The 16250-nt window shown below is 58.4% G+C and carries 14 protein-coding genes; 4 read left to right on the forward strand and 10 right to left on the reverse strand.

The genetic code is table 11. The annotated features are described in order from the left end of the window. Nucleotides 1–248: 248 nt before the first annotated feature. Nucleotides 249–1334, reverse strand: coding sequence for a lipoate--protein ligase family protein (locus HMPREF2920_RS09490; protein ID WP_070549440.1), 1086 nt, complete (start codon nt 1332–1334; stop codon nt 249–251). Between HMPREF2920_RS09490 and HMPREF2920_RS10960 the strand changes: the two genes are divergently transcribed. Next, nucleotides 1231–1839 carry a cation efflux transmembrane domain-containing protein gene (locus HMPREF2920_RS10960; RefSeq protein WP_083308250.1) on the forward strand — a complete coding sequence of 203 codons (609 nt, stop codon included), beginning with the start codon at nt 1231–1233 and terminating at the stop codon, nt 1837–1839. The genes HMPREF2920_RS09490 and HMPREF2920_RS10960 overlap by 104 nt on opposite strands. Before the next feature lie 58 nt (nt 1840–1897). Here HMPREF2920_RS10960 and nagB read toward each other — a convergent pair whose 3' ends face one another. From nagB to HMPREF2920_RS09515, 4 genes are all read right to left on the reverse strand, one after another. Then, nucleotides 1898–2683 carry a glucosamine-6-phosphate deaminase gene (gene nagB / locus HMPREF2920_RS09500; RefSeq protein ID WP_049172635.1) on the reverse strand — a complete coding sequence of 262 codons (786 nt, stop codon included), beginning with the start codon at nt 2681–2683 and terminating at the stop codon, nt 1898–1900. Nucleotides 2684–2844: 161 nt separating this feature from the next. Next, on the reverse strand, nt 2845–3156 hold the full coding sequence (locus HMPREF2920_RS09505; RefSeq protein ID WP_049172637.1) for a hypothetical protein: 312 nt from the start codon (nt 3154–3156) through the stop codon (nt 2845–2847). A 65-nt stretch (nt 3157–3221) separates the two neighbouring features. Further along, nucleotides 3222–4010: a MerR family transcriptional regulator gene (locus tag HMPREF2920_RS09510; RefSeq protein ID WP_049172640.1), complete on the reverse strand. Its 789-nt coding sequence runs from the start codon at nt 4008–4010 to the stop codon at nt 3222–3224. A gap of 115 nt (nt 4011–4125) precedes the next feature. Beyond that, nucleotides 4126–5865 carry an ABC-ATPase domain-containing protein gene (locus HMPREF2920_RS09515; protein ID WP_070601637.1) on the reverse strand — a complete coding sequence of 580 codons (1740 nt, stop codon included), beginning with the start codon at nt 5863–5865 and terminating at the stop codon, nt 4126–4128. 142 nt (nt 5866–6007) lie between these two features. On the opposite strand from HMPREF2920_RS09515, the gene HMPREF2920_RS09520 reads away from it, so the two are divergent. Next, nucleotides 6008–7327, forward strand: coding sequence for an MFS transporter (locus tag HMPREF2920_RS09520; protein WP_246816340.1), 1320 nt, complete (start codon nt 6008–6010; stop codon nt 7325–7327). A gap of 4 nt (nt 7328–7331) precedes the next feature. Here HMPREF2920_RS09520 and HMPREF2920_RS09525 read toward each other — a convergent pair whose 3' ends face one another. Both HMPREF2920_RS09525 and HMPREF2920_RS09530 read right to left on the reverse strand, forming a co-directional pair. Continuing rightward, the gene (locus tag HMPREF2920_RS09525) at nt 7332–8366 is read right to left on the reverse strand and encodes an NADP-dependent oxidoreductase (protein WP_187400067.1); all 1035 of its coding nucleotides are present in this window, start codon (nt 8364–8366) and stop codon (nt 7332–7334) included. Nucleotides 8367–8425: 59 nt separating this feature from the next. Further along, a complete protein-coding gene (locus HMPREF2920_RS09530) occupies nt 8426–9022 on the reverse strand; it encodes an HD domain-containing protein (protein WP_070601639.1) in 597 nt (198 codons plus the stop codon). A gap of 57 nt (nt 9023–9079) precedes the next feature. Here HMPREF2920_RS09530 and HMPREF2920_RS09535 point away from each other — a divergent pair, with 57 nt between their 5' ends. Continuing rightward, nucleotides 9080–10174, forward strand: coding sequence for a trimeric intracellular cation channel family protein (locus HMPREF2920_RS09535; RefSeq protein WP_049189315.1), 1095 nt, complete (start codon nt 9080–9082; stop codon nt 10172–10174). Between the two features lie 15 nt (nt 10175–10189). Next, nucleotides 10190–11485 carry an alpha/beta fold hydrolase gene (locus tag HMPREF2920_RS09540; protein WP_070601642.1) on the forward strand — a complete coding sequence of 432 codons (1296 nt, stop codon included), beginning with the start codon at nt 10190–10192 and terminating at the stop codon, nt 11483–11485. A gap of 49 nt (nt 11486–11534) precedes the next feature. On the opposite strand, the gene HMPREF2920_RS09545 is transcribed toward HMPREF2920_RS09540, so the two are convergent. From HMPREF2920_RS09545 to HMPREF2920_RS09555, 3 genes are all read right to left on the reverse strand, one after another. Further along, the gene (locus tag HMPREF2920_RS09545) at nt 11535–13361 is read right to left on the reverse strand and encodes an amino acid ABC transporter ATP-binding/permease protein (RefSeq protein WP_070601644.1); all 1827 of its coding nucleotides are present in this window, start codon (nt 13359–13361) and stop codon (nt 11535–11537) included. Nucleotide 13362: 1 nt separating this feature from the next. Next, nucleotides 13363–15081: an ATP-binding cassette domain-containing protein gene (locus tag HMPREF2920_RS09550; RefSeq protein ID WP_246816342.1), complete on the reverse strand. Its 1719-nt coding sequence runs from the start codon at nt 15079–15081 to the stop codon at nt 13363–13365. A gap of 117 nt (nt 15082–15198) precedes the next feature. After that, nucleotides 15199–16224: an ABC transporter substrate-binding protein gene (locus HMPREF2920_RS09555; RefSeq protein ID WP_016422345.1), complete on the reverse strand. Its 1026-nt coding sequence runs from the start codon at nt 16222–16224 to the stop codon at nt 15199–15201. Nucleotides 16225–16250 lie beyond the last annotated feature (26 nt).

Genomic DNA, 16250 nt, shown 5'->3' on the forward strand with positions numbered 1-16250 from the left:
CCGACACCGTTCAAGCTCTGTAGTGGGCGCCCGTGAATCACAATTCCGGTGCCTTCGATATCGGGGAGACCACCACGGCGGTGTTGTTACGGCGCGCGCCGAACCCTTCACCAGGTTTTGGTGCATATTCGCAGGATAGGACCCAATTGCACGCTCGCCGCTCACGTCGACTCTCCTTTGTTTACTTGTCTCCTTTAGTTAACTCCTTTTCCCGACCAGCTGTCGTATACAAGTAAGCAGTGCGACGTTTAGGGGACTCGGTGAGTCCAGCCCTCCGTGCCGTATTTGGTGTCAATAAGATGCTGCGCCGCAGCGAAGTCCTCGTCGGAAAGCGATACCTCGGCGGCGCCGTAGCGGTTGATGAATGTCTGCTTCATCGCGTCAATGACTTCGGCGCGGCTGGCACCCGTCTGGCGGCGGAGCGGATCGACGCGCTTCTTTGCGCTGCGCAAGCCCTTGTCGGCAATCTTGGCCTTGCCAATGCGCAGGACTTCCATCATCTTGTCAGCGTCGATGTCGTAGCTCATGGTGACATGGTGGAGCACCGTCGAACCACGGCGCTTCTGCGCGGCACCACCAATCTTGCCGCCATCGGAGGTGATGTCATTGATGGGGACATACCACGCATTGACGCCGAGCTGCGCGAGCGCAGCGATGACCCAGCGGTCGAGGAACTCATAGGATTCGACGTAGCTGAGGCCGGCGACCAGCTTCTCCGGAACATAGATCGAGTAGGTGACGCAGTTGCCACCCTCCATGAACATCGCGCCACCGCCGGAGAGACGACGCACCACTTGCACATCGTGCTTCTCTACGCCCTCGGGTTCGAGTTCATTAACATAGGACTGGTAGGAACCGATGACGGTGGCACGATCATCCCAATCCCAGAAGCGCAGAGTTGGTCCGCGCTGTCCGGAATTGACTTGGTCAAGGAGGAGTTCGTCGAGAGCAACATTCATCACCGTCGGCAGGACTCCCGGCTGCAAAACCTCCCACTCCAAATCAGTGAAGTCGACAGCCTGTGTCAGTGCACGTCGAACGACCTGCGCAATGATGTGGGTATCAAAACCGTGCAGTCGCACCTCGCGACCAGACTGATCCTCAAAATCCTTCAGCGCCGCATCGAGGCGAACCTGTAAACGCTCCGTATGGTCTCCCGCAGGTGCACCGAGCAGAGCGTCATTAATAATGTCGTAGGCTTCATCGGGCTCGAGGAAAAAATCGCCCGAAATGCTTATCGACGAAATCGTGTCACCGGTGGTCTCACAATCGGCAACAACCAATTTGCCGCCGGGAACCTTCATTTCTGAGTGGAACTTCTGCGGGTGCGTCATAGGATTCGATGGTACTCGCGCCGAGCGTTACGATGTCCCCCGTGTTTACCTCATCAACCTGCTGGTTCTCACCGCATTGGGGTGGTCGCTGGCGAGCCGTCGTAAAGCAAGTATCGGCCTTGCCGGGCTGATTCTGATTCCGGCGATTGCGGCGTTCGGCACCGCCATTTGGAAGATGATTAGCGGTGAGCCGCCAGAGCCACTAACGCTGTCGGTGACGGCAATTATCGCGATGGTCATCAACCTGGTCTGTGCGATTTTGCTGATGAACCTGCGCAAGGCCGACAGTGCGCTCATGCGCGGCGCGTGGTTGGCGGCGCGTAACGACGTCCTGGCGAACCTGCTCATTCTCGCCGCCGGAGTGGTCACCATTTTCTGGTTCAGCGCATGGCCGGACATCGTCGTGGGACTTGTCATCGGCGTCATTAATCTCACGGCAGCGAAGGAAGTTTACGAGCAGGCGCGTGCCGAAGACCCCGAGCTGGAGATGGATGATGACGACTAGCGCTGACTAGTCCGGGGGTGGGAGCGAAGGTTGGGAAGGGGCCGGGGAGGGCCGGGGCCTACTTCCACATATCCTTCTGCCACTGCGGCTTATGGGCGTAGGTGAACTCGTAGTATTCCTTGTTCTTCAGCTCACTGGCTGCGGCCTGGTCAATGACAACCGTGGCCCGTGGGTGCAGCTGCAATACGGACGCAGGCATCGACGCGCTCAGTGGGCCCTCGATGGATGCGGCAATAGCGTGCGCCTTTGCGGTGCCGGTGGCCAGCAGCAGGAGGTGCCCCGCACGTGAAATGGTGCCAAGCCCCTGGGTGACCACGTGGTACGGCACATCGTCCGCGGAGTCGAAGAAGCGGGCGTTATCCAGCACGGTCTGCGGGTGCAGCGTCTTAATGCGAGTCAGAGAGCCAAAAGAGCTGGCGGGCTCGTTAAAACCAACATGCCCATTGGTGCCGATGCCCAGCAACTGAATGTCAATGCCGCCGGCCTCGATAATCTTTCGCTCGTAATCCTCGCAGGCCGCGCCGATATCGTCCGCGAGGCCATCGGGAATATGGACCCTCGCCGGGTCAACATCCACGTGATCGGAAAACTCATTGTGAATCACGTGGTAGTAGCTCTGCTCATGCTCGATGGGCAGTCCCACGTATTCGTCGAGTGCGAAGAAACTGCAGTCCTTAAAAGTGACTTCACCAGCCCGATGGCGACGAATCAGTTCCCGATACGTCGCAAGCGGAGTCGATCCTGTCGCTACACCGAGGTTTCCACCTTTGTTGGCGTAGTGAGCGAGGTAGTCCGAAGCGATGCTCGCGACTTCGGCCTCAGAATCGACGATGATGATTTCCATGGTGGAACACTCCTGAAAACGAGGGCTCGTGGCAGAAATTGCAAAAGGTGCGAGACAGAGTACCAGTGACTCCACAACGCTAAGCGCTATAGCCCTATTCAGATGAGGTTAATCTGCCACGGGGTGAGACCTGTAATTGAGCCCTGTTTTTCCTGCGTAGGCTACTTCACCCAGAAGTTGCCGTCTTCATCCTTGTAGATGATGTCGCCAGCGTGAGCGACCTGGGTGTCGTTAACCTGAAGCTCAACCAAATCCAGCGTTTCGACGATTGGTTCAATGTAGACGCCACCGTTAAACCAAACCTTGAAAGCATCTGCTGAAGTCGAAGAACCGGAGAAACGGTGTTCTTCATACTTGTGCACTGGTGCAAAGGGGCAACCAATAGCCTGTGCGACAGCTGGAGAGGCAGCAACAGCGCCCAGCACAGTAGCGGCACCGATGGCGACAGCGGCGATAGAGCGAGAGAATTTCATGAGGCAATTCTATGCCGATTCAGTCCCGGATGGGAAGGCCGGGCTGAACGGCTGCTTCCCTGTATTTACCGCCACTCGGCAGTTGCCGGGTCAATGCCTTCCTTACGGGCCTGAGCTTCAATCAGCTCCAGCAGGTAGCCAGCATTGCCGCGGTAGTACCGATCAAACCGGGAATCAGCGACGTACATGCGAGCCAACAGAATCTGCTTTTCTCGACCAGCCTCGTAGAAGCGAGTAATAGAGGCCAAGTGACGGTCAACTAGCTCGGCCGCCTCAGCGGAACCGGGCTCGACGTGGCGCTCGGCGGCGTCGGCAAGCGCATCGGCAAAATCCTTAGCCTCTGCTTCAAGCTCGGCCCAGTCGCTGTCCTTCATCTTTTCCTGAGCCTGCTGAGACTGCTCCCACTCAGTGGTGTCGCCCCAGCGCTCCTCAGCTTCGGCTTCTAGATTCTGCCAGTCGCGGCCCAAGAGCTCCGCTTTCGTCTTTGCTTTCATGGTATTTCCTTCCTCAATCAGTTTGTCCAAGGACTGCACCATGTGGTGCAGGTCAGCGATCTTCTCGGTGAGAACAGTTCGCTGTGCGAGTAAACGATCTTTCCGACTTCTCGGGGAGGAATCGCCGTGGATGAACTCCTCGATAGTCTTCAACGGCACACCGGCGGCGCGGTAGACCAGAATCTCCAGCGCGGTGTCGATGTCCTCATCGGTGTAGAGGCGGTAATCGGACCACGTGCGATACTGCGGGCTGAGTAGTCCGATGGCATCCCAATGCCTCAGCGTGCGCGTGGTAACGCCCAGGAGCTCGGCTGCCTCGCCGATGGTGTACTCGTTGTCGTTGTTGCTCACGGGAATCATCTTTCTGTTTGACGCCGCGTCAAGGTCAAGACCTGACGCCGAAATCCGTCGAGGAAGTTAGCTGGGGCAGCCGCAGGGGAGGGAGCGGGGCCGGGGTCCGCCAATCTTCGAGGCTCTACCGCAAGAGCCGAAGCCGATTGATTGCCGCTGCGACCTCCTGGACGCGAGGCTCGGCCAGATGACCAGAGTTGGTGAACTCAGCTGTCACATCGAAGAGTGAATGACAAAAGTTGTCGTACTCGCGCTGGATTAGGTCGGTGAGGTCAGTACGCCCATCGAACTGCTTTACGACGGCGCCCAGAATCCGGGCAATTGCTTCTGTTTGGGAGGAGTCCATCAATTGGCTGACAGCGCGCAAATCAAGATTGTCCTTGCCCACCTGAATCAGCTCTAGACCACGAGCACGCGGTGGCTTAGGTGGTTTCGCACCGCCACCGCGCCCACCGCGACCGCCGCCGCGGCCGCCATGCCCACCACGGCCACCACCGGTAGGGAAGTCAGCCTGCAGAAAACGCTCACCGATCTGCGCAAAAGCAGGCGAAGGCTCAGCCGGAGTAGCCGATTCGCGAAGTTCACGGGCGCGCTCGGTGACGTCGTAAGGCGTGTACGCATCCATAGCAATCACGGTGTCCGCGACATCGATGAATGCGCCGGACCCACCAGCGACGATGACCGTGGAGATTCCGTGGTTTTCCCAGAGCTCGCGGACCCGTGCGACCAGTGGAGTAATCGGCTCGCGGTCATCGGGGATGAGGCGGCGCATGCGCTCATCGCGAATCATGAAGTTGGTTGCGGAAGTGTCCTCGTCGATGAGCAGCACGCGCGCACCGGAACCTAGCGCCTCCATCAGGCCCGCAGCTTGGGACGTCGACCCCGATGCATTCGCGGTGGAAAATCGAGTCGTGTCATCACCGGAGGGAAGGCCGTTGATAAACGGCGAGATATCCACACCAGTGATGGCTCGGCCGTCCTCGGCACGCAGCGCAACCGCAGTCTCGTCGGCGACTACAAACTCGCGGCCATCGCCAGCGACATGGTTATAAACACCCGTGACCAGGGAGGACAACAACGTGGACTTGCCGTGATAACCGCCACCGACAATCAACGTCACGCCCCGCGGAATACCCATGCCATGCACGGTTTTTCCCGATGGCAGTTGAAAAGTGTGCTGCAGCGATTCCGGCGAGGTAAACGCAGTCGCGCCGGGCTTCGGCAGCTGGCTATTGCCCGCCTGACGAGGCAACACCGACCCGTCTGCCACAAACCCAATCAGGTCCGCGCCCGCCACTGCACGGCGCAAAAAGAGCTGGTCATACTCCAATTCCGCGGCTGCCTCGAGCGCATCGATGGGTGCGTTCACGATGGCGTCGTCAAGCGCGTCAAACAGATCCTCACAGATCAAGCGCGCCGCCTCACGCCCGAGAATGCGTCGGCCGCGGGCGGGCAGTTGGATTTCTAGGCAGATTTGTAGGGCATCGCCATGCTTATCGACGTCGTGCGCATCCGCACGGAGCTCAGCGACAGCTGCTCGGCGCAAGACCTGCTGACCTGGAGAATCAATGAATAGCCCGCGACCATACTTCTTCAAAGCGCGCACGAGACGGCGGTTCAGCAAATCGAGCTCCGCCGTGCTGAACCTGCCGGGCTGTGACCGGGAGGCGCCGCGATAGTCCAGTACGGACAGCGGAATATGGACGCGTGCCCGTGATGCCGGGGCATAGGGGTCGGATTGGACCTTGTCGATAAACAGCGTCGCGTCCAGATCCGGCAGGTCGTGGGAGCCACGCAAAGATTTGTATGCACCGTAGCTCTTGCCATCGAGGTTGGAGAGACGCCGATAAAGGTCAGCGGGCATATTTCTACTTTCGTTGAAGCTGTTAGATGTTCTTCCCGCGAGTGTAGTGGCTGAGGGGACAAGCGCGATTCGGTCTTTGACTGGCCTGGGCAGACAGCCACGTGCGGTAGCGCCGTTGCTACAGGCAGGTAGCGTAAAAGGTATGACTGATAGCTCGGAAGCTGCCAAACCCGCAGGGGAGAACCCAGAGTCGGTGCAAAAACACGCCAGCGCCAACGCCAAGCGCTACGTTTGGGCGCACGGTTTGCAGAATATCGGCGATCAAATCGTTGCGGCAAAGACGCTGTTGCCATGGTTACTTCATTCGGCTGGAGCGCCGGGCTTCTTCATCGCCATGCTTGTGCCGGTGCGTGAGTCTGGTTCGATGCTTCCGCAGGCAGCGCTGACACCGTGGGTAAAGTCTCGCCCGCGCCGCACAACCGTCTGGATCGCTGGTGCTTTGGGGCAAGCCATCGCGGCGGTGCTGATTGGTCTGGCGGCATTGTTCCTGGAAGGCACCGCGCTCGGCGTCGCTGTCATCATTGCACTTGCAGGCTTTGCGACGGCACGAGCCCTGTGCTCGATGGCCTCGAAGGATGTTCAGGGACGCACGATTCCGAAGGGGCAGCGCGGGCAGATCAGCGGCCGAGCTGCGATGTTGGGCGGTGTCGCCGCAATTATCGTTGGTGCGGTGTTGTGGATCATCCGCGACAACGTCACCAAACCAATCGTGGCGGGGCTCATCTTTGTTGCGGCGCTGTCGTGGGTGGCAGCGGTTTTGATCTTCCGCGGAATTGTCGAGCCCACCAATGAAGATGACAAGGACGAGCCGAATAAAACCTGGTGGCAGGACACCTGGCGGCTATTTGCGGAGGATAAGAACTTCCGTGACTTCGTGATTGTCCGTAGCTTGTTGCTGGTCACAGCACTATCCACGTCGTTCATCGTCACGCTAAGTGCACAGGTGGGTGCTGACCTGGAAGCCTCTGACGGTAGTGGCGGGGGAGTGAGCGCAAACGTCGGCATCTTCATGCTCGCCGCCGGGTTCGCGTCGCTCATTGGCGGAAAAGTCGCCGGAATCTGGTCTGATAAATCCTCGAAGAAGGTCCTGACCTACTCTTCGCTGGTCGGTTCGATTGTGCTTTTCCTGCTGGTCGCCAGTTCACACTGGCTTTCCACCAGCACCAATGCCTGGATTTTCCCACTCGGCTTCTTCGCAATGTCGGTCGTCCACGCCGGTGTTCGCGTGGCTCGGTCGACCTATGTCGTTGACATGGCAGAAGGAGACAAGCGCACCGAGTACGTCGGAGCGGCCAACACCATCATGGGCGTTGTCCTGCTCATCGTCGGTGCGTTGTCAGGTGTTATCGCTAGCTTCGGTCCCGCGGCAGCTTTGATCTTCCTGGCGCTGATGGGATTGGTTGGTGTCGCGATGTCCAGCAGGCTGAAGGAAGTCTCGGTTCCGCGCAAGGCAGGTCTTTAGTTCGTTAGAACTCTACGACCATCTTGCCGGTGTTGCCTCCGCTAAACAGCTCGAGGAATGCAGCTGGCATGTTCTCGATACCGTGGCGAGTGGTGACATCGTAAGCGACCTTACCGCTGACGACCAGCGGAGCCATTCGCTCCTGGAATTCACCTGCCAGGTGCAGGTACTTGCCCAATACGAAGCCGCGCAACGTAATGCACTTGCCAATGGCCAGAGCTAGGTTGCGTGGTCCGGTCGGAGCTCCGGTGTTGTTGTACTGGGAGATTGCGCCACACATAGCGACACGGCCAAAGGTGCGCATCGCGCCGATGGCTGCCTCCAGGTGGTCTCCACCAACGTTGTCGAAGTAGAAGTCAATGCCCTCTGGTGCCGCCTTTGCTAGCTGCTCTGCAACCGGGCCGTCGTTGTAGTTAAAAGCGGCATCAAAGCCGAGTTCGAGCAGGCGCTTAACCTTCTCGTCCGAGCCGGCGGAGCCAATGACGCGGGAAGCGCCCATCTGCTTGGCGAACTGACCAGCAGCCGAGCCAACTGCGCCAGCAGCGCCAGAGATAAAGACGACGTCGCCTTCCTTCATCTCTCCGACGGCACTCAGACCAACGTAAGCAGTAAGGCCAGTAAGACCAAGGATGCCCAGGTAGGCAGCAGCTGGAGCAACGTTGAGGTCAACCGGAGTTGCTTCGGAATCGGCAATAACAGCGTTGGTCTGCCAGCCGTAAGAGTGGCGGACAGCGTCGCCAACCTGGAACTTATCCGACTTGGACGCAAGGACGGTGCCTACAGCACCGCCAGTCATTGGCTGGTCGAGCTGGAATGGTGGGATGTACGACTTGGTGTCGTTCATGCGGCCGCGCATATAGGGATCAACGGTAGCGACCGAGTTGGCTACCAAAATGTCGCCGTCGTTAAGCTCAGGCAAATCGACGGTCTCGAGGCGGAAATTCTCGTCAGTTGGCAGGCCGGACGGACGAGACGCTAAAACCCATTGCTGAGTGGTGGTGGGCAGTTCGGCTGTGGACGAAGCATTAACCGAAGTCACTATTATTCTCCTGTCGTGTATTCCTGGATTAATTGTCGGTTTAATTGTTGACTCGCAGGTTACGCCTCTTGTACCCAGGAATCGAGGCGCTCAATAAGAACGCCCAGGTCCGCTAGCAAAGGCAAGTCGGGCAGTCGTTCGGCAATCACGTTGCGGACGCTTGTGTACCACCACAGTTGCTGGCTCGGAGTTGAACGAAAGCGTTCCCACAGAGCGTGGCCATCGCGGTCTAAATCCTCCAGAGTCTGGCTGAGATTGTGGAACTTATCCGCAGCGGCCACGATGACAGATTCCTCGCTGCCATGAGAAAGCTGCTCCAGGTAGGCATCGGCACGCTCCTGCCACGAGGGCAGGGAAGAGTCTTTGGTGACGCCCTCGACGATCTCAACCACGCGAGGCCCGAACTCATCTTCCATCTCGGCACGTGAGTAGTTCTCCGGCACGTCTTCCAAAATGTCGTGGAAGAGGGCTGCCAACAGCACGTCTTCGTCATTAGTCACGCTCGCCGCAATCAACATCACCGCCATCGGATGGCTGATATAGGGAACGCCAGAGCCCTTTCGGTAGTGCCCATCGTGCGCGCGGGAAGCAGTTGCGATGCCGCGCATGAGCCTGTCGCTAGGGCGTGCCGAAGCAAAGGCGTCAGCGTTTTCCATGGGTATCCCGACCTTTCGTTGATGCTTGAAAAATAGCAGCGTCTAAGCTTGAACATCATGAACGTCGCAGAAGTAGATCCGCTCATCGAGTCGATGTACCGGTGGTCCGATGTCAGTGGTGTCCTGCTCATGGGCATCATCGGTGGCACCATCGCCCGGCAACGAGGCTACGACATCATCGGGTTCTTCTTCATTGCGCTGTTCTCCGCACTGGGCGGCGGCATGATTCGCGATGTTCTGATTAACCAAGGCACCGTCGCCGCAATGAGCCAGCCGGAGTATCTAATTCTGGCGTTCACCGGTGCGCTGATCGCGCGATTCTTCTATTTCAAGGGAAAGACCTGGGAATACGTTCAGGTCCACGGTGACGCTGTGGTCTCGGGGCTCTGGGCTGCCACAGGCACGGTCAAAGGTGTCACTTATGGCTTGCCTATTCTGCCGTGCATCATGATGGGCGTTTTCACTGCCACTGGTGGTTCCATGATCCGTGACATTGTGACCGGGCGGGTACCCGCTGTTTTCGGCGGCAACCAGCCCACGGTCATCCCCGCCGTGGCTTGTGCGGTCATTGTCATCGGAGGCCACCATTGGGGATTTATGGCCGTATCTATGGTCATTGGTCCTATCGTCAGCATCCTGCTTTCGCTGCTGGGGTACTGGGGTAATTGGCGAGTGTCGGCACACTCGGAGTGGGCGCCACTGAACGATACCGCGGCGCAGATTGCGGTCCTCGCACGTCGAGCAGAGGGCAAGAGTCGCGAGGTTGGTCGACGTTTCGAGCCCGCACGCCTCCGCAGCTGGCGTCACCGTCAGATGGAAAAGGCGCTGCAGCGTCGCATTCAGGCTGAGGTTGATAGGGGAGTGTCTCGTTCCGACGCCGAGGCCAGCGCGGAGGAATTCCTGGAGGAGTTCAATGCGGACTTTCCAGCGGATCTGCACATGCCGACGGCACAGCAGGAGACAGTGCAGGATGACAGCGACGAATCCGATTTCGGTGTGGACCTATCCGGTGATTCCTATGATGACTACGGAGAAGATACGGCACTGCGGCAGCGGGAATACCGGGAGATGTTGGATCAAATTCTTGCGGACGATGAGGCGACCGATTTACTCGTCGCAAAGCTGATGAAGAAATACGAGCAGCGGGATTAGAGGAGCGGTAGAGACATGGCATCGACGAGTACTGCAAGCAGGCATTTTGGGCACATTATTAAGGAACACACCGTTGAGGTGCCCTGGGATCCTTTTACCGAAGCTGCGAATGCCGCGACATTTGAGCTTTTCGCCAGGGAAATCTATGCGCCAGGAAATGAGGATGCGCCGGCAATTGTCTATTTGCAGGGCGGCCCGGGATTTCCGGCACCGCGTCCGATAGGTGCCAGCGGAGTAATCGGTGAGGCGCTGAAGGAATTCCGCGTCATCCTGCTGGATCAACGTGGAACAGGACGCTCGCATCGAATTGATGCGGCCAATATTGCGGATATTCCGGCTGAGCGGCTTGCACAATTGCGTCAGGAATACATCGTCGAAGACGCGGAAGCATTGCGAAAGCATTTGGGCATTGCCAAATGGTCGCTGTATGGCCAGTCTTTTGGCGGGTTTTGTATTACTTCGTATCTCAGCCGCTATCCGGAATCCGTGGAGCACGCTTATCTCACAGGCGGTTTACCTGTTCTGGACCGTGGTGCTGACGACCTTTATCGCACGACGTATGCGAAGCTGCGCACCCGTCACGAGCGTTTTTATCGCGAGTATCCGTGGGCCGAAAACCGAATTCGAGAAATCTGCGCGCACCTCGAGCAATCTGCAGAAACTCTCCCTACCGGTGAGCGACTGAGTTCTCGCCGATTCCGCACCATCGGAATTGAATTGGGCCGCGGAGATGGATTCCACAATCTGGCGTATTTGTTGGAAGAGCCATTCCACATTCGCAATGGCGAAAAGCAATTGCGCACCGATTTTCTGGCCGATGTAGGGGCCCGCGTGAGTTTCGCCGATGGCCCGTTATATGCCGCGATTCACGAATCCATTTATGGTGGCGTCGGAAACCAGCCCACAACTAATTGGGCAGCTCACCGTATTCGCAAGGAAATCCCAGGTTTTGAAGAAAACGCCAATCCTGCAGGAGACGAGCCGTTTTATCTCACCGGTGAGCACGTTTTCCCCTGGCAATTCGACGAAGACCCCGCGCTCATTCCTTTCAAGGAAATGGCCGAAGAATTGGCACAACATATCTGGGAAAGCTCACCGTATGATTCCGCGCGTTTGCTTGCCGACGCCCCAACCTCGGCAGCCGCGGTTTACCTCGACGATATTTTCGTGCCGTTCGAGTACTCCATGGAGACAGCCAACTGCTACCGCGACCTGCGACCACATGTGACCAATGCGTTCCAGCATGACGGTATTCGCCACGACGGCGCGGCCATCTTCGCGCGGCTCCGCGAGCTCGTCGAGGATCACTAGGCGAGTATCCGGGTGCTGCGGAAGACCTGCGCGGAGAGCTAGAAGGAGCCTAGACCTCGGCGCGCGCAAGTCGAGCAAATGCGCCGTCTGCGTTCAGGAGGTTGTCATACGTGCCGCGTTCGATGAGCTGGCCGTTTTCGATGACCAGGATGTCATCGGCCTCGGCCAGTGTCTGAAGTCGGTGCGCAATAAAGATGCAGGTCGCTCCACATGCGCGGGCATTGTCTACGATACGAGCCTGCGTCAGTGGATCCTGGTGGCTGGTGGCTTCGTCGAAAATAACAATCTTTCCGGCGAGGTGTGCAGCGAGGTCATTGGGCTTAGTGCCGTCGGCTAGTACCGCGCGTAAGTAGGTGCGGGCCAGCGCCAGACGTTGACGCTGACCACCGCTGAGCCGCTGCGCGCGGCGGCCAATGGGCCTGTCCAGCGGCATCTCAGCAGGGTTGATGGCGGCGAGTTCGAGCGCCCAGTGCATCAATGATTCGGGAACCTCGCAGCCATCAGGCGCGCCGAGACATAGATTCTCAGCGATGGTGGCCTCCATGAGAAAGGGATTCTGATCTGCGACAACAACCGTTCGGCAGACATTGGTTGAGCCGAGGTCACGGGCATTGTGGCCATTGATGATGACCTCGCCGACATCCGGATCGACATGCCGCTGGATTAGCCGGGAGAGTGTGGACTTGCCCGAACCAGTTGGGCCGACCACACCGATGAACTGGCCTGAGGCAATGCGCAGATTGATCTTGGTCAGTGCAGGGTTATCGGCGCCAGGGTAGCGGTAGCTGACATCGCTCAGTTCGAGGGCAGGGACTGAGTCGCCGGAGTTGGCCCTCGCGGTCTGCGCGTGGTGCAGGTCCAGCGACTCCGGCTGCTTCGGCTCTTCCACAGTCGGCGGCTGCGCGGCCAGCTCCCTGATCCGAGTGACTGCATTGAGTCCTGCTGGCAGAGAAGATGCCAGGCGCTCGATCGAATCCATTGATGAAGCAGTTCCCGCCACCAGGGACGTCGTCACCAAAAAAGCAGGGAGCATACGGTAGTCGGCTGAAAGCGCCGGGATACCAGCACAAAAGACGGCAATGCTGCCACCCCAAATCCGAAGTCCGGTCGCGCCAGAGCGCAGTCCAGCCCGCTTGCCACCTGCACGCATTTTCTGAGCAAGCTGTTCATCGAGCTCACGCAATCCCCGCAGCCGCTGCTCGGCTGCGCCGTAGATGAGGATTTCCTCCCGAAGGCGCAGCGTATCGGCAATGTACTGTGCAATGTCCGTGCGTGTGGAGTTCGTTGCGGAAGCCTCCGCAGTCGCCTTCTTAGAGCCCGCGAGTGCAATCACAAAGCCAACCGCGAAGGTCAGCGTCAGAGCAATCGCAGGCAGGGCTCCAGCAGTCAATGCCGCTGTCATGACCGCCATAAGCGGAATTAGTACGGCCGTCACCGCGGGCGCAATTGTGTGCGCGAAGAAGACTTCCACACGGTCAACATCACGAATCGCAATCGTGTGGATTCTGGCAGTACCCAGCCCATCGGTTACCGCGGGCGCCTGCGGGATAAGACGCTCGACGATCCACAACCGCAGCTCACCAAGCAGCCGAAATGCAGCCAGATGCCCGAGGTACTGCTCGACATACCGCAGAATCGCTTTCAACAGCGCCAGCCCTGCAACCACGCCAATGACCGCCCACGTCCACTGCATGCCCATGCTTTGCGACGAGTCGGTTGCGTCCCACCTCGACAGCGCAATTGTGGCAATTGCCCAAGCGGGCACAGCCAGTATCAATGCGCCCAGTATGTGCCCAGCCACGCGTGCGAGGATAGATGCACTGAGCGCCCCGCGAGCCTGTGCGGAAAAGCGCAGCAACCAGATGATGTTGTTCATGTCAGCTCTCCTCAGTCAGTGCCCGTGCGTAGTACTCATTGCTTGTGCTCAGTTGGTCGGGTTTGCCCGCAGCCACGATCCGGCCTTCAGCGACGACAATGACCAGGTCAACGTCCGATAGTGCTTCCATTCGGTGAGCGACCATGATGCTCGTGCGACCTTCAGTAAGGCGGGTCAAGGACTCCTTGATGAGACCTTCTGTCCGACGATCGATGTCCGCTGTCGGCTCGTCGAGAAGCACAATCGGAGCGGCGCCGAGCAGACCACGCGCAATGGCCAGGCGGCGTCGTTGCCCGCCTGAGAGCCAATTGCCCTGATCACCGACCTCCGAATCGAGACCACCAGGGCGCTGTTCGATTTCGGCGAGTAAGTGCACGTCGCGAAGTGCTTTTCGCATATCGACGGCCGTTGCGTCCGGGCATGCGATGCGAAGATTATCCGCGACGGTGGTGCCGAAAATGGCTGGCTGCTGGGAGATGAGCAGCGAGTTGGCGAGCAACTCCGGGGTCGAAAGCGCGTCGCCGTCAAGGCAGACTTCCCCGGAATGCGGCTGCAGACCTGCGAGTACACGCAGGAGCGTGCTCTTTCCGGAACCGCTGGGGCCAACGATGCCGACTCTGCTGCCGGCTGGAATTGTCAGGTTGATATCGGAGAGAATGCGCTTTTCGCCGACGTCAACGCTCAGATCGCGGAGAGCAACTTCCGGTGCCTGCGGTGCGGTGGCCTTGGTGGAATGCGCTGTTGCGGCTGTGGACGCTTCAGCTGCAGGCTCGCCGAATACCTCCACAATTCCATTTCGATGCGTGCGACCGCCGAGTCCGATATAGAAAGTGCGGCCGACGCGATTCACGGGCTCATAGAGCAGAACGGATAGGAAAACGCCTGCGAGAGCTGTGCCAACGCTGATTGCATCTGCCTGCAAACGCAGCAGGACAAGGCCGATTGCTGTAGTCGACATTGCAATGCCAAAAATCGCGTCGTTGACAATGATCATCAGCTGATTGCGGGCGAGCAGGGCGGTGAGCTCAGACATCGCAGTGCGAGTTTGTCTGGCAAAACGTGCCATGACTCGATCAATTGCTCCAAGAACTTTGAATGTTCCCAGCCCTTCGAGCATCTCCAAGTAGGCATGCGTGGCCTTCGCTTGCTTTCGGCGATACGTCGCATTGGATTTCCGCAGAATCTTTCCCGCACCAATAATAATCAACGGCGTGGAAATGAAAAATAGTGCCAACCACAAGGCGGTTTTCGTATCCACCCACAAAGCCCACACCGCCAAAATGATCAGTGGAGCACTAAACGAGGCCAACGTGGGAGCGAGAAATGTCGCTCGATAATTCGCGGTCTGTTCGACGCTTGTGGTCGCGGCATCGAAGAGTAGGCCCTCGCCAGTGTTGGAGGCGCTTCGGTGTGCGTGACCAGCTTTCCCGGAGCCGTGCCCTCTTCCATGCGCCTGCTTTGGGGCCTGTTCAGGAGCGGAAAACTCCGGCTTCAGCACACTGCCAACCACATGTGAGCGCCACAGCTTTTCCTGCTCACCAGCAAGCCGTGGTGGCAATGCCTCCGTGACAAAAGCACAGAGGCTTCCCAGAATGACCGCCACAATTGCAGCGGACAGGGATTCATGAAGTCCCCACTGCCCAAACCAGTTGCCGCCACTGGTGTCTGCGACACCGCCGTACAAACTGCTTAGAGCATCGAGCGCGTGTCCAAGAGACACGGCACTGAGAGCGAAGAAAAAGCTGCGCCCCCAGCTGGATAACAAAACCCAGTGCATTCGGCGGGGTGGGGAAGTCAGTGCTTCATGAATCCACATAGCGACGTGAAAACCTATTTTCTATTTAGCCAGCGCGTCAGCGATCTCACGCAGTCCATCGGGCATGTGCATTCCGGCGGTGCCAGAGGTCGTCTTCGCATCAATCAGTTGCACTCGATCATTCTTGACCGCAGCGACGTCGGCAAGCGCCGGATTATCCAGCAATTCCTGGAATGGAGCCTTGCCCTGGCCGTGGAAATCCTGGATCAAAATGACATCCGGATTGAGCTGCACAATTGTTTCCGGATCAGCGGGAACGGCACCCGGGCGCTTGCCCTTTGGCGAAATCGGCTCGCCACCGGCCAGCTCAACGAGATTCGTCGTCGCCGACTGCATGCCCATAATCATCTTCTGACCACCGCGGGCAAACAGGACCAGCGTCTTTGGCTTAGTTGTGGAATCAATTTCCGAGAGAATCTCTTCGGTTTCCGATTCAATCTTGGCAACCATCTCGGCCGCCTTGTCTTCGGCTCCGAGCAACTTGCCGAGCTTGGTCACCGACTCCGCCAGCGCCTTCGGCGAGGCGAAATCACTGCTGGCAAACGCCGCGGTCGGGACATCGCTGGCACCCAGCAGCTCACTTGCCGACTGCTCCTGATCATGGCGGCTGGTCATCAACACCATGTCCGGCTCATAGGACAGAATCTGCTCCGGATCCGGCTTCGTGGAGTTGGCAATCGCGTTAGGCACCTGACGCGCCAGCTCAACCTGATTACCCGAGCTCTCATCGAGCGCATTCTTCGTCACGGCTACGACACGCTCCGGCCCAACCAGTTCCAACGCCAGATCCGCAACCTCGGTCGACAGTGCAACGATGCGCTTCGGCTGGCTCTGCACCGTAACGTCGTGGTCGCCGACGGGCACAGTACGCGGCCACTGCGCCTGCTGGTTTGTCGAAGTTTCGCTTGACGACGGCTGCTGCGCCGTCTCCTCCGAAGTGGAACAAGCGACCACCGCTGCGAGGGGGAGTGCTGCAATCAACGGCAGAGCGAAGGTCTTTTTAGAGTTTCGCTTCAAGGCCGAGATAGGAGAAGTTGGTGAAAACACGAAAGTACTTCCTTGAGTGTTGAGTT

The organism is Corynebacterium sp. HMSC075F02 (assembly GCF_001838335.1).
Taxonomy (GTDB): domain Bacteria; phylum Actinomycetota; class Actinomycetes; order Mycobacteriales; family Mycobacteriaceae; genus Corynebacterium; species Corynebacterium jeikeium_D.

Excerpts from the sequence above, each read along its gene's own strand:
- nagB (WP_049172635.1), bottom strand. The coding sequence starts at position 2,683 with ATGGAAATCATCATCGTCGATTCTGAGGCCGAAGTCGCGAGCATCGCT.
- HMPREF2920_RS09490 (WP_070549440.1), bottom strand. The coding sequence starts at position 1,334 with ATGACGCACCCGCAGAAGTTCCACTCAGAAATGAAGGTTCCCGGCGGC.
- HMPREF2920_RS10960 (WP_083308250.1), top strand. The coding sequence starts at position 1,231 with ATGCTTATCGACGAAATCGTGTCACCGGTGGTCTCACAATCGGCAACA.
- HMPREF2920_RS09535 (WP_049189315.1), top strand. The coding sequence starts at position 9,080 with ATGAACGTCGCAGAAGTAGATCCGCTCATCGAGTCGATGTACCGGTGG.
- HMPREF2920_RS09545 (WP_070601644.1), bottom strand. The coding sequence starts at position 13,361 with ATGAACAACATCATCTGGTTGCTGCGCTTTTCCGCACAGGCTCGCGGG.
- HMPREF2920_RS09520 (WP_246816340.1), top strand. The coding sequence starts at position 6,008 with ATGACTGATAGCTCGGAAGCTGCCAAACCCGCAGGGGAGAACCCAGAG.
- HMPREF2920_RS09505 (WP_049172637.1), bottom strand. The coding sequence starts at position 3,156 with ATGAAATTCTCTCGCTCTATCGCCGCTGTCGCCATCGGTGCCGCTACT.
- HMPREF2920_RS09515 (WP_070601637.1), bottom strand. The coding sequence starts at position 5,865 with ATGCCCGCTGACCTTTATCGGCGTCTCTCCAACCTCGATGGCAAGAGC.
- HMPREF2920_RS09510 (WP_049172640.1), bottom strand. The coding sequence starts at position 4,010 with ATGATTCCCGTGAGCAACAACGACAACGAGTACACCATCGGCGAGGCA.
- HMPREF2920_RS09540 (WP_070601642.1), top strand. The coding sequence starts at position 10,190 with ATGGCATCGACGAGTACTGCAAGCAGGCATTTTGGGCACATTATTAAG.
- HMPREF2920_RS09530 (WP_070601639.1), bottom strand. The coding sequence starts at position 9,022 with ATGGAAAACGCTGACGCCTTTGCTTCGGCACGCCCTAGCGACAGGCTC.